General features: G+C 67.3%; 12 protein-coding genes. 2 read left to right on the top strand and 10 right to left on the bottom strand.

Translation table 11 applies throughout. The annotated features are described in order from the left end of the window. Nucleotides 1–37: 37 nt before the first annotated feature. From def to glyQ, 8 genes are read right to left on the bottom strand one after another with little or no spacing between them, the layout of a single operon-like run. Entirely contained in the window at nt 38–571 is a 534-nt protein-coding gene (gene def / locus FOC84_RS08000; RefSeq protein ID WP_173143959.1) for a peptide deformylase, read from the bottom strand. A 33-nt stretch (nt 572–604) separates the two neighbouring features. Continuing rightward, the gene (gene gloA / locus FOC84_RS07995; protein WP_088138530.1) at nt 605–1,000 is read right to left on the bottom strand and encodes a lactoylglutathione lyase; all 396 of its coding nucleotides are present in this window, start codon (nt 998–1,000) and stop codon (nt 605–607) included. Between the two features lie 12 nt (nt 1,001–1,012). Beyond that, complete coding sequence (locus tag FOC84_RS07990) at nt 1,013–2,155, bottom strand: 2-aminoethylphosphonate--pyruvate transaminase (protein ID WP_173143958.1); 1,143 nt, start codon at nt 2,153–2,155, stop codon at nt 1,013–1,015. A 20-nt stretch (nt 2,156–2,175) separates the two neighbouring features. Next, nucleotides 2,176–3,171 carry a M48 family metallopeptidase gene (locus FOC84_RS07985; RefSeq protein ID WP_173143957.1) on the bottom strand — a complete coding sequence of 332 codons (996 nt, stop codon included), beginning with the start codon at nt 3,169–3,171 and terminating at the stop codon, nt 2,176–2,178. Beyond that, nucleotides 3,158–3,886, bottom strand: a complete 729-nt coding sequence (locus tag FOC84_RS07980; RefSeq protein ID WP_173143956.1) for a lysophospholipid acyltransferase family protein — start codon at nt 3,884–3,886, stop codon at nt 3,158–3,160. The genes FOC84_RS07985 and FOC84_RS07980 overlap by 14 nt, the downstream gene beginning before the upstream one ends. Nucleotides 3,887–3,890: 4 nt before the next feature. Further along, complete coding sequence (gmhB, locus tag FOC84_RS07975; protein ID WP_173143955.1) at nt 3,891–4,430, bottom strand: D-glycero-beta-D-manno-heptose 1,7-bisphosphate 7-phosphatase; 540 nt, start codon at nt 4,428–4,430, stop codon at nt 3,891–3,893. Then, nucleotides 4,427–6,565, bottom strand: a complete 2,139-nt coding sequence (gene glyS / locus FOC84_RS07970; protein WP_173143954.1) for a glycine--tRNA ligase subunit beta — start codon at nt 6,563–6,565, stop codon at nt 4,427–4,429. Before glyS ends, gmhB begins: the two co-directional genes overlap by 4 nt. Beyond that, nucleotides 6,566–7,477 carry a glycine--tRNA ligase subunit alpha gene (gene glyQ, locus FOC84_RS07965; protein WP_173143953.1) on the bottom strand — a complete coding sequence of 304 codons (912 nt, stop codon included), beginning with the start codon at nt 7,475–7,477 and terminating at the stop codon, nt 6,566–6,568. 276 nt (nt 7,478–7,753) lie between these two features. Here glyQ and FOC84_RS07960 point away from each other — a divergent pair, with 276 nt between their 5' ends. Together FOC84_RS07960 and FOC84_RS07955 are read left to right on the top strand one after the other, a co-directional pair. Next, nucleotides 7,754–8,521 carry a crotonase/enoyl-CoA hydratase family protein gene (locus FOC84_RS07960; RefSeq protein ID WP_173143952.1) on the top strand — a complete coding sequence of 256 codons (768 nt, stop codon included), beginning with the start codon at nt 7,754–7,756 and terminating at the stop codon, nt 8,519–8,521. 78 nt (nt 8,522–8,599) lie between these two features. Further along, nucleotides 8,600–10,123, top strand: a complete 1,524-nt coding sequence (locus tag FOC84_RS07955) for a fumarate hydratase (RefSeq protein WP_173143951.1) — start codon at nt 8,600–8,602, stop codon at nt 10,121–10,123. 394 nt (nt 10,124–10,517) lie between these two features. Here FOC84_RS07955 and FOC84_RS07950 read toward each other — a convergent pair whose 3' ends face one another. Further along, nucleotides 10,518–11,756 (bottom strand): CaiB/BaiF CoA transferase family protein, encoded by a 1,239-nt coding sequence (locus FOC84_RS07950; protein ID WP_173143950.1) that lies wholly within the window; start codon nt 11,754–11,756, stop codon nt 10,518–10,520. After that, nucleotides 11,753–12,613: a MaoC family dehydratase gene (locus tag FOC84_RS07945; RefSeq protein ID WP_173143949.1), complete on the bottom strand. Its 861-nt coding sequence runs from the start codon at nt 12,611–12,613 to the stop codon at nt 11,753–11,755. Before FOC84_RS07945 ends, FOC84_RS07950 begins: the two co-directional genes overlap by 4 nt. Nucleotide 12,614 lies beyond the last annotated feature (1 nt).

Below are 12,614 nucleotides of genomic sequence, written 5' to 3'. Positions count from 1 at the left end.
AAAAAGGCGCAAGCTCCCGCAAGGCGGGAGCGAGGCCCTAGTCGTCCTGATTCGGATCCATGTCCGGGAACAGGATTTCCGTGAACCCGAACTTGCTGAAGTCCTGGATGCGCGACGGGTAGAGCCGGCCTATCAGGTGATCGCATTCATGCTGCACCACCCGGGCGTGAAAGCCCTCGGCCTCGCGCTCGATGAGCTGGCCGTAGGGGTCGCGTCCGCTGTAGCGGATGCGGCGGTAGCGCGGCACCAGGCCACGCAGGCCCGGCACCGACAGGCAGCCTTCCCAGCCGTCTTCCATGTCATCGGACAGCGGCGTGATGACGGGATTGCACAGGATGGTCTGCGGCACGGCGGGCGCGTCCGGATAGCGCTCGTTGCGGTCGAAACCGAAGATCACCAGCTGCAGGTCCACGCCGATCTGCGGCGCGGCCAGGCCCACCCCTTGCGCGGCGGCCATGGTTTCGAACATGTCGTCGATCAGCGCGTGCAGCTCGGGCGTGTCGTAGCGCTCCACGGGCGCGGCGACGCGCAGCAGGCGCGGATCGCCCATTTTCAGGATGCTGTGGATCATGGGAGTGTCTTCCTGGCTTCAGTCGCGCGGGACTCAGTCCTGGCGGCCCTTTTTCTGGATGAACTCGATCTTGTAGCCGTCGGGATCCTCGACAAAGGCGATGACCGTCTTGCCGTGCTTCATCGGGCCGGCTTCGCGCGTGACCTTGCCGCCTTTTTCCTTGACCTTGTCACAGGCTTCGTAGGCGTTGTCCACTTCCAGGGCGATGTGGCCGTAGCCGGTGCCCAGGTCGTATTTGTCCGTGTCCCAGTTGTGGGTCAGTTCGATGACGGCGCCTTCGGTTTCGTCCTGGTAGCCGACGAAGGCCAGCGTGAACTTGCCCTCGGGGTAGTCGTTGCGGCGCAGGACACGCATGCCGAGCACGTTGGTGTAGAAGTCGATGGACTTGTCGAGGTTGCCGACTCGCAGCATGGTGTGGAGCATACGCATGGGATGTTTTCCTTAAGCGGTGAGAGGAAGCGGGAAGAATCCGCCGCTGCCGGCGGCTTCCCGGTTGATGCCGATGTCGCGCAGCGCGCCGCCCATGGCGTCGACTGCCTGCCGCATCTGGTCAGGCCCGAAGGCGCCAATGCAGCCGACCCGGAACGAAGGTTGTTCGGTGTTGTAGAAGTTGCTGAGCACGTAGCCGCGGCGCTTGAGGGCGTCCACGAACAATTGCAGGTTCCAGGTCGGCGCGTCCGGGGCGCGGACGTTGACGACGATGGGACCCTGTAGCGCGGGCGTCAGGTAGGGCGCGAGGCCCAACTCCCTGACGCCATCATATAGCGTGTGCATATTGGCGGTGTAGCGCGCCAGGCGGGCCTCGCGGCCTTCTTCGTGGTGCAGCTCCAGCGCCACGGCCAGCGCCGCCAGCGTGGGCGCGGGCGGCGTGAAGCGCGGGCCGGCGTTGGGCTGCAGGCTTTGCTGGTAGATGTCGGCCAGGTCCAGCGACCAACTGCCGGCGACGCCGCGCGCGGCTTCCAGGCTGTCGCGCCGGGCCACCACGAAGGCCGCGCCGGGCATGCCTTCCAGGCACTTGTTGGCCGTCACGATCACGGCTTCCACGGCGGGCAGGGCGCGCAGCTCCAGGGGCAGCGCGCCGAACGCGGACACGGCGTCGACGATGACGCGGCGGCCGAGGCCGTGCGCGATGCGCGCGAGTTCAGGCACGTCATGGCAGATGCCGCTGCCGGTTTCGCTGTAGACCAGCGCCAGGTGCGTGAGCGTGGGATCCTGTTCCAGTGCCTGGGCGACCGCTAGGGGATCGATCCGCTCGGCGGCACCCACCGATAGCGGCACGGCGACGCGGCCGGCATCGCCGGCCAGCTTCTGCAGGCGGGTGGCGTAGGCGCCGGTGGAGGGCGCCAGCAGGCGCCCGCCGGCGGGGATGAAGCTGCGGATCGCGGCTTCCACCGCGAAGTGGCCGCAGCCCGGCAGCGCCAGCGCGGCGTGCTCGTCGGGCGACGCCTGCGCCGCGCGCAGCACGCCATCACAGACCTGCCGGTAGGTCTGGCGGAAATCGTTGTCCCAGGGCGCATAGTCTTGCGCCATGGCGGCCTTCACCCGCGCGTCGGTCGTGACCGGGCCCGGAATCAGCAGCAACATTTTCTTGTCTCCAGGATGCCTCAGAACTGAGGCAAGGATGCGGGGTCGTGACGCCGCAGGATGTTCTTGGCGTCTTCGAAATCGGGCAGGATCTGCCCCACTTCGCGCCAGAAGTCCTGACTGTGGTTCATTTCGCGCAAATGGGCAAGCTCGTGCGCGATGACGTAGTCGATGATGGCGGGCGCGAAATGGATCAGGCGCCAATTGAGCATGATGTTGCCGTCGCTGGTGCAGGAGCCCCAGCGGGTGGCGGCCGAGGACAGGCGCCAGCGTTGGATCTTCAGGCCGCTGATCTGCAGGAAGTGGGCCAGGCGCGCGCCGAACCAGGCGCCGGCGCGCTGCTGCAGCCAGGCTTGGGCGGAGTCGCGGATGCGGCCCTGGTCCGCCGAGGACGGCAGCGCCAGCCACAGGGTGTCGCCATCCTGCGGGGCGTCGGCATCGCCGGACAGGCTGGCCTGGCGGCTGTCGCCGCCCACGCCGATCACGATGCGCTTGCCCAGGTAGGGCAGTTCACCGCCCGGCTGCCAGCGCGTGTGCGCCATGGCCAGCTGTTGCTTGCGGGCGTGCCATTCGCGCAGTTTGGCGAGGATCCAGCGCGCTTTCTCGCGCACGGCGTCGTCGACCTGCGTCAGCGTGACCCAGTTCGGGGCGGTGACGCGCAGGCCATCGTCGGTGATCACGAAGCCGATGCTGCGGCGGCGCGAGCGCAGCAGCACGAAGCCGATGGGCTGCTGTTCAGTCGGCACCTCGCGCCAACGCGCGCCGGGCGGCAACGGGTCGGGGCAGGGCGTCGGGACGCGCGAGGCCGCGTTCGGCGACAGCGTCAGCAGCGGCTCGGCCGCCGGGGCGGCGGCCGGCGGCAGATCGGGGAAGAGGGGCTTGGGTGGCGCCGCCTTGGGCGCGGCCGGCTCGGGCGGCGTTGCAGGCTGCGGCGCGGCGTTCAGCGGCAGCGCGCCTGCGGGCGCGCCGTGCTGCTGTACGTCGAACAGGAGTTCGAGCTGATCAGTGCTGGCCATACCTTTCTGGGTTGAGACGCTGCATTTCCCCTTCGATCCAGTCCTGAACCTTCTTGTTCAGTTCATCGGGGGAGAGTCCCTTGGATTCTATCGCGGGACCGATGGAGACGGTAACCATGCCCGGATACTTCACGAACGCGTTGCGGCGCCAGCATTCGCCGGCATTGTGCGCCACCGGGATGACGACGGCGCCGGTGCGCGAGGCCAGCAGCGCGCCGCCCATCTTGAAGCGGCCGGTCTTGCCGGGCGCCACGCGGGTGCCCTCGGGGAACAGCAGGGGCCAGCGGCCTTCGTCCAGGCGGGTCTGGCCTTGCTTGACCACCTGATCGAAGGCGTCGCGGCCGCGGGCGCGGTCGATCGGGATCATGCGCAGCAGCGCCAGGCCCCAGCCGAAGAACGGCACCATGTGCAGCTCCCGCTTGTAGACGAAGCAGACTTCGCGCGGCATGTGGGCGGGGAAGAACAGCGTTTCCCAGGCCGACTGGTGCTTGGACAGTAGCACCGCCGGACCATCGGGCAGGTTTTCCCAGCCCTTGACCTGCCAGCGGATGCCGCAGAAGAAGCGCGCGCCCCAGATGGCCAGGCGCGGCCAGCCCACGGTCAGCTTGTAGCGCCAGTGCAGCGGCAGCGGCGCCCACAATATGCAGGCGAAGGCATAGGGGATGACCGTGATGGCCAGGAACAGGAAGTACAGCAGCGAACGTAGCCGGGCCATTGGATCAATGGTCCTGCAACAGGGCATCGACCACGGCCGACAGGTCGTCGCAGACGCGGGTGTTGTCGGGCAAGCCGCCCTTGGCCAGCGTTTTCTTGCCATTGCCGGTCAGCACCAGCCAGGGCGAGCAGCCGACCGACGACGAGGCCTGCAGGTCGCGCAGCGAATCGCCCACCGCCGGCACGCCGGCCAGGTCGACGTCGTAGCGGTGCCCGATCTGCTCGAACATGCCGGGCTTGGGCTTGCGGCAGGAGCAATTGTCGTCCGGGCCGTGCGGACACATGAAGACCGCGTCGATGCTGCCGCCCGCGGCGGCCAGCTCGCGCCGCATCTTGGTGTGGATGGCCGTCAGCGTATCCATGTCGAACAGGCCGCGCGCCAGGCCCGACTGGTTGGTGGCGACCACCACCTTCCAGCCCGCCTGCGTCAACCGGGCGATGGCGTGCAGGCTGCCGGGCAGGGCGATCCATTCGTCCGGATTCTTGACGAACGAATCGCTGTCCTGATTGATCACGCCGTCGCGGTCGAGGATGATGAGTTTCACTGTGCCAGCCTGGAGATGTCAGCGACCTGGTTCATCAGGCCATGCAGCTGGCCCAGCAGGGCCAGCCGGTTGGCGCGCACAGCCGGGTCTTCGGCCATGACCATGACGTCGGCGAAGAAGGCGTCCACGGGCTCGCGGACCTGGGCCAGCGTGCTCAGGCTGCCGGCGAAGTCGCCGGCGGCCAACTGCGCCTCGGCCTTCGGACGCAGCGCGGACACGGCGGCGGCCAGGGCCTTTTCAGCGGGTTCCACCAGCGCGGCGTCGTTCACCGCGCCGATCTCGCCTTCGGCCTTCTTGAGCAGGTTGCCGATACGCTTGTTGGCGGCGGCCAGGCTGGCGGCCTCGGGCAGCTGCGCGAAGGCGGCGGCGGCGCGCACGCGTTCGGCCACCTGGTGCAGCGGCGGGGTCAGCGCGATCACGGCTTCGACGGCGTTGCGGTCGAACTCGTTGATCAGCTGGTTGCGGTAGCGCTCATAGATGAAGGCGTGGACCTCGGCCAGCGTGTCGGCGGGGATCTTGCCGGCGGGGAAAGTGCCCGCGGCCAGTTGCAGCAGGCCGTCCAGCGACAAGGGGCCTGCCTCGCTGATCTTGAGCCAGCCGCCCGCGGCCAGTTGTTCGAAGGCGCTGATCAGGCCCAGCGCGGCGCGGCGCAGGCCGAAGGGGTCGCGTTCTCCGGTGGGCGCCAGGCCGATGGCCCAGATGCCGACCATGGTTTCCACGCGCTCGGCGATGAACAGGATGGCGGCGGTCAGCGAGTCGGCGGTGACGGGCGCGTCGTAGCGGTTGCGGTACTGCGTGCGCAGGGCCTGCACCACGCTGTCGGGCTCGCCGTCGCCGGCTGCGTAATAGGCGCCCATGACGCCTTGCAGCTCGGGGAATTCGCCCACCATGTTGGAGCCCAGGTCGGCCTTGGCCAGCATGGCTGCGCGGTCGGCGGCGGAGACGTCGCCGCCCAGCTGTTCGGCCACGCCGCGCGCGATGGCGCGTACGCGCTCCACGCGTTCCAGCTGGGTGCCCAGCTTGTTGTGGTAGACGATGCTGCCCAGCTGCTCGACACGTGCGGCCAGCGGGGTCTTGCGGTCGGTTTCGAAGAAGAACTGCGCATCGGCCAGGCGCGGGCGCACCACGCGCTGGTTGCCTTCGACGATGTTCACCGGATTGTCGGTGTGCATGTTGCTGACGATCAGGAAGCGGTGCGTCAGGCGGCCGCTGGCCGGATCGAACAGCGGGAAGTACTTCTGGTTCAGCCGCATGGTCAGGATCAGGCATTCCTGCGGCACTTGCAGGAACTGCTCTTCGAACTGGCCCACGTAGACGGTGGGGTGCTCGACCAGGGCCGTGACCTCGTCCAGCAGCGCGGCCACTTCGGGATCGTCGCCCAGCGTGGCGTTGAGGCGGCCGGCATGGTCTAGCAACTGGCGCTGGATCTCGTCGCGGCGGCCTTCGAACGAGGCCGCGACGCGGCCCTTTTCGGCCAGGGTGGCGGCGTAGGCGTCGGCGTCGGCGAAGGACACGGGGCCCGCGCTCATGAAGCGGTGGCCCAGCGAGTCGCGGCCGGCGGCCAGGCCCAGCGCGGACACCGGCACCACGTCGGCGCCGAACAGCGCGACCAGGCCGTGCGCCGGGCGCACGAACTTGACGGTGGTGACGCCGTCGGCCAGCTGGTAGCGCATGACCTTGGGGATGGGCAGGCCGTCGATGGCGGCGTCGATGCCTTCCTGCAGGCCGGCGGCCAGTTGCGCGCCGGGGGCGGTGCCGCGGGCGACCAGGTAGTCCTGCTTGCCGTCGGACTCGCGTTCCAGGGTCGACAGGTCGATATTTTCCAGGCCCTTGGCGGCCAGCTTCTTTTGCAGCGCGGGCGTGGCCTTGCCGTCATCGGTCAGGCCGATCTTCACCGGCATCAGCTTTTCGGCGTAGGGCTGGTCCGGCGCCTGCGCCAGCACGGCGGACAGGTGCACGGCCAGGCGGCGCGGCGTGGAGTACGCGGTGGCGGCGCAGCCGGCGGCCAGCAGGCCGTGGCGCTCCAGCGTGGCGCGCACGCCCTCGGCAAAGGCCTGGCCCAGCTTTTGCAGGGCCTTGGGCGGGAGTTCTTCGGTCAGCAGTTCGACCAGCAGCGGGCGGATGTTCGTCGTCATTTATGCTGCCTCCCCGGCGGCCTTGTCGCGGCCCAGCATGGGAAAGCCCAGTCGTTCGCGGGAATCGTAGTAGGCCTGCGCGACGGTGCGCGACAGGTTGCGGATGCGGCCGATGTAGGCGGCGCGTTCGGTGACGCTGATCGCGCCGCGCGCGTCCAGCATGTTGAACGTGTGCGCGGCCTTCAGCGCGGCCTCGTAGGCCGGCAGCGCCAGCGGCACTTCCATCAGGCGCTTGGCCTCGGCTTCGTAGTCGTTGAAGTGCGAGAACAGCATCGCGGCCGAAGAGTGTTCGAAGTTGTAGGTCGACTGTTCCACTTCGTTCTGGTGGAACACGTCGCGGTACAGCACGCGGTTGCCGTTGGCGCCTTCGGTCCAGACCAGGTCGTAGACGCTTTCCACGTCCTGCAGGTACATGGCCAGGCGTTCCAGGCCGTAGGTGATCTCGCCGGTGGTCGGCGTGCAATCCAGGCCGCCTACTTGCTGGAAGTAGGTGAACTGGGTGACTTCCATGCCGTTCAGCCAGACTTCCCAGCCCAGGCCCCAGGCGCCGAGCGTGGGGTTTTCCCAGTCGTCCTCGACGAAGCGGATGTCGTGCTGGGTGGGATCGATGCCCAGCGCCTTGAGCGAACCGATGTACAGGTCCAGGATTTCCGGGGGCGCGGGCTTCAGCACGACCTGGTACTGGTAATAGTGCTGCAGGCGGTTGGGGTTTTCGCCGTAGCGGCCGTCCTTGGGGCGGCGCGAGGGTTGCACATAGGCGGCGCGCCAGGGTTCCGGGCCGATCGCGCGCAGGAACGTGGCGGTATGCGAGGTACCGGCGCCGACTTCCATGTCGTAGGGCTGCAGCAGGGCGCAACCCTGCTTGTCCCAGTATTCCTGGAGCGTAAGGATGATTTGCTGAAAGGTGAGCATAGGATTCTTGGAATTCGGCCGCCGGGCAAGGCTTGCCCTGGGCGTGGGAAACCCAGCATTTTAACTGGCCTGGGGCGGTCCGGCTCCCGAATGCCGGGCGGACGGTTACATCTAGGCCTTCAGGGAGGCGCGCAGGGGGACAGTGTGCCGCTGGTGGACGCCTCGTGGGCCTGTCGCTGCGCCTGGAAACCAATGATCGTATGATTCCAGGTTGCGTACCAAGTCTTATATAAAACCCGGAACCCGATTCCGAGAATTCCCGGAAGGAGCAGTCCCATGTCAGACCTGATCAAGGTAGAAGTCACCGACGGCATCCAGATCATCACGATCAACCGTCCCGAGGCCAAGAACGCCATCAACCTGGAAACCGCGCAGGCCATGGCCGCGGCGCTGGACCAGCTGGACAGCCGCGACGATATCCGCATCGGCATCCTGACGGGCGGCGGCGGCACGTTCTCGTCGGGCATGGACCTGAAGGCATTCGCCAAGTCCGGGCAGCGTCCCTACGTGGAAGGCCGCGGCTTCGCCGGCCTGAACGAACGGCCGCCCAAGAAGCCGCTGATCGCCGCGGTGGAAGGCTATGCGCTGGCCGGCGGCTGCGAAATGGCGCTGGCTTCCGACTTGATCGTGGCCGCCAGCAATGCCAAGTTCGGCCTGCCGGAAGTCAAGCGCGGCCTGGTGGCCGGCGCTGGCGGCATGCTGCGCCTGCCGCGCCGCCTGCCGTACCACATCGCCATGGAAGTGATCCTGACCGGCGAGATGCTGACGGCCGAGCGCGCCTACTCGTTCGGCCTGGTCAACCGCATCACCGAGCCGGGCGCCGCCCTGGCCGGCGCGCTGGAACTGGCCCGCGCCATTGTCGAGAACGGCCCGATGGCGGTGCAGACCGCCAAGAGCGTGGTTGCGCAATCGGGCGACTGGGACCAGGCCAGCATGTTCGACCAGCAGCGTCCGCTGATTGCGCACATTTTTTCGTCGGCCGACGCCAAGGAAGGCGCGACCGCTTTCGCCGAGAAGCGCAAACCGGTCTGGCAAGGAAAATAAAATAAGCTTCAAGCATCCGCGCGCGGCCGGTCATGCCGGCCGCGTTTTCACGTTATCCATCTACACCCGCATATCGCCATGTCCGTCATCATTAAAGAAGAAGACTTCATCCAGTCGATAGCCGATGGCATCCAGTTCATCAGCTACTACCATCCTGTCGACTACATCCGCCACCTGGCCCGCGCCTACGAGCGCGAGGAAAGCCCCGCCGCGCGCGATGCGATGGCGCAGATCCTGACCAACTCGCGCATGTGCGCCGAGGGCAAGCGTCCGCTGTGCCAGGACACCGGCATCGTCAACGTGTTCCTGAAGGTAGGCATGGGCGTGCGCTTCGAGACCAAGCGCACCCTGCAAGAACTCTGTGACGAAGGCGTGCGCCGCGGCTATCTGAATCCGGACAATCCGCTGCGCGCCTCGGTGCTGGACGATCCGCTGTTCGCGCGCAAGAACACGCGTGACAACACGCCCTGTATCCTGCACGTCGAGCTTGTCCCGGGCGACAAGGTCGACGTGCAAGTGGCTTCGAAGGGCGGCGGTTCGGAAAACAAGTCTAAGTTCGCGATGCTGAACCCGAGCGATTCGCTGGTGGACTGGGTGCTCAAGACGGTTCCGACGATGGGCGCCGGCTGGTGCCCGCCGGGCATGCTGGGCATCGGCGTCGGCGGCACGGCCGAGAAGGCCATGCTGATGGCCAAGCAGTCGTTGATGGAAGACATCGACATGTACGAGCTGCTGGCCCGCGGCCCGCAGAACAAGCTGGAAGAGCTGCGCATCGAGCTGTATGAGAAGGTCAACGCGCTGGGCATCGGCGCGCAGGGCTTGGGCGGCCTGACGACGGTGCTGGACGTCAAGATCAGCACGTTCCCGACGCATGCGGCCTCCAAGCCGGTGGCGATGATCCCGAACTGTGCGGCCACGCGCCACGCGCACTTCGAGCTGGATGGTTCGGGCCCCGCGCGCCTGGATCCGCCGTCGCTGTCGGAGTGGCCGGAAGTGCACTGGGCGCCGGACTACAACAAGTCCAAGCAGGTGGACCTGAATACGCTGACCAAGGAAGAAGTGGCCAGCTGGAAGCCGGGCCAGACCTTGCTGCTGTCGGGCAAGATGTTGACGGGCCGCGATGCGGCGCACAAGCGTATTCAGGACATGCTGGCCAAGGGCGAGCCGCTGCCGGTGGATTTCAAGAACCGGGTCATCTATTACGTGGGTCCGGTGGATCCGGTGCGCGACGAAGTGGTCGGCCCGGCGGGTCCCACGACCGCCACGCGCATGGATAAGTTCACGGACATGATGCTGGAGCAGACGGGCCTGATCTCCATGATCGGCAAGTCCGAGCGCGGCCCGGTCGCGATCGAGTCCATCAAGAAGCACGGCTCGGCCTACCTGATGGCTGTCGGCGGCGCGGCCTACCTGGTGTCCAAGGCTATCCGCGGCGCCAAGGTGCTGGGCTTTGCCGATCTGGGCATGGAAGCCATCTATGAGTTCGATGTGAAGGACATGCCGGTGACCGTGGCGGTCGACGCCCAGGGCACCTCGGTCCACACCACGGGGCCCAAGGAATGGCAGGCCAAGATCGGAAAGATTCCGGTCGCTGTGGCTTGATCTGATTGGTCATGAGGAAAACGGCTGCCGGGGGACTGGTGGCCGTTTTTTTTTGTTCCAGTGGGCGTTTGGCTGCGCTTCGTAGGCCGCCCGTCGGCGCGGGCGCCTGGGTGGCGAGCGCCCACGATTGCGGTCCGGAGCGTTCGCTCCGGACTGCCCCTTCGTCATCTTCGTCCCCGCCTTCGGCGGCTCCTTCAGATTCCCTCGGGCGCATCGAGGTTGCTCGCCACCCAGGCGCCCGCGCCGACGGGCTACGAATGTCTTGGCCTGATGCGCTGCTGGAGCTGTGGTCGGGGACGATGTTTTTGTTGCCCGTCATTCCCGGCCGCGCGGGCGGCCGGGAATGACATACGTAATTTATTTGAGTGTGATGGTGCTTTCGACCGCCTGCGGCTTAGTTGCTCTCCTGCCCTAGCTCCGTGCGGAACGCCGCGATCTCCTGCGCTGTCTTGCCTAGCACTTCGCGCAGCACTTCTTCCGTGTGTTCCCCAAGCAAGGGCGGCGCGCGTCGGTACTCGACCGGCGAGGCCGACAACCGCAACGGGCTGGCCGTCACCGCAGCTATCCCGCCAGCCGGATGCGGCAGATCGCGGCGTAGCTGCCGCGCCTGCGCTTGCGGATGCGCCTGGGCCTGCGCGATATCGTTGATGGGGCCGCAGGGCACGCCCACGGCCTCCAGCTTGGCGATCCAGTCGTCGCGTTTTCCCTGGCGCATGATCTCCGTCAGCAGGCCGATCAGCAGCTCGCGGTTGGCCAGGCGCACACGGTTGGTGGCGAAGCGCGGATCGTCGCCCAGTTCGGGTGCGCCGATGGCGCGGCAGTACGCGCGGTACTGCGATTCGTTGCCCGTGGCGACGATCAGATGGCCGTCGCTGGCGGCGAACACCTGGTAGGGCACGACGTTCTGGTGCGCGTTGCCGGCGCGCTGGGGCGCGACGCCGGAATTGAAGTAGTTGGAGTTCTGATTGGCCAGCATGGCGACGTGGCTGTCCAGCAGGGCGATGTCCAGGTGCTGGCCCAGGCCGCTGTTGTGGCGTTCCTGCAAGGCCGCCAGCACCGCCACGGTGGCGTACATGCCGGTGACGATGTCCGTCACCGCCACGCCGGCCTTCTGCGGTCCGCCGCCGGGCAGGTCGTCGCGTTCGCCGGTAATGCTCATCAAGCCGCCCATGCCCTGGATCATGAAGTCGTAGCCGGGGTGTTGCGCGTAGGGGCCGTCCTGGCCGAAGCCGGTGATCGAGCAATAGATCAGGCGCGGGTTGATCTGCTTCAGGCTGTCGTAGTCCAGGCCGTATTTGGCGAGACCGCCGACCTTGAAGTTCTCGACCAGGATGTCGCTTGCGGCCGCCAGTTCGCGGATCAGCGTGGCGCCTGCGGGCGTGGCCATGTCGGCTTCGACCGAGCGCTTGTTGCGGTTGGCGCTGAGGTAGTAGGCGGACTCCTCGGTGTCCTGGCCGTCGCCGTCCTTGAGGAATGGCGGGCCCCAGGCACGGGTGTCGTCGCCCACGCGGGGGCGCTCGATCTTGATGACGTCGGCGCCCAGGTCGGCCAGGTTTTGCGTGCACCAGGGGCCGGCCAGGATGCGCGACAGGTCCAGCACCCGGATGCCTGTCAGAGCGGCAGGACGCGTCATGGTTTCAGCTCCGCGGTGCCGTTGCTCAAGACGACCACGTTGCGTTCCAGCGCGCGGGCCTGAAAGCGGATCTGGCCGTCGGGCAGGCGCCAGATGTCGCATTGCAGGGTTTCGCCGGGATACACCGGCGCCGAGAAGCGCGTGTTCAGGCTGACGAGGCGCGAGGCGTCATAGCCGCAGCAGCTTTTCACGATGGCGTGCGCCACCACGCCGTAGGAGCAGAGGCCGTGCAGAATCGGTTTGGGGTAGCCGGCTTGGCGCGCCACCTCGGGGTCTGCGTGCAGCGGATTGCGGTCCGCGTTCAGCCGGTACAGCAGCGCGGCGTTGGCGGGAATGCGGATCTCGCAGCGCAGGTCCGGTTCGCCGCCGGGCGTGGCGGGCAGGGCGGCGGGGCTGTCGTCGCCCTGGCCGAAGCCGCCGTCGCCGCGGCAGAAGGTGCTTTGCCGCAAGGTGGCCAGGCAAGCGCCGTCCTCGCCGTGCAGGGTGCGCTCGGTGATGACGATGGCGCCCTTGTCCGCGCCTTTGTCGATCACATGGGTGTTGCGGCTCTTGCCGGTGAGCACGCCTGCTGCCGGCAAGGGGGCGTGCATGGTCAGGCGCTGTTCGCCGTGCACCACGCGCACCCAGTCTATGCCGGCGCGGGGATCCTGGACCCAGAAGCCCGGATAGCCCAGCACCACGCTCATGGTGGGGAAGGACTGCAAGCCCTTTTCGTACACGTAGCGCAGTTGTCCGGCGTCTTCGGGGTCCTGCCCCAGGCCTATGCCCAGGGCGTACAGCATGGTGTCTTTCTCGTCGTAGCGTTGGCGCACTTCGTCGAAGCGCCAGTGCTTCACGGTTGCGTAGTCCAGGGGCATG

It is taken from the genome of Achromobacter pestifer (assembly GCF_013267355.1).
Lineage (GTDB): Bacteria > Pseudomonadota > Gammaproteobacteria > Burkholderiales > Burkholderiaceae_B > Achromobacter > Achromobacter pestifer_A.
The sequence above is the reverse complement of the archived record's forward strand: the minus strand, read 5'-3'. Positions and strand labels throughout refer to the sequence as shown.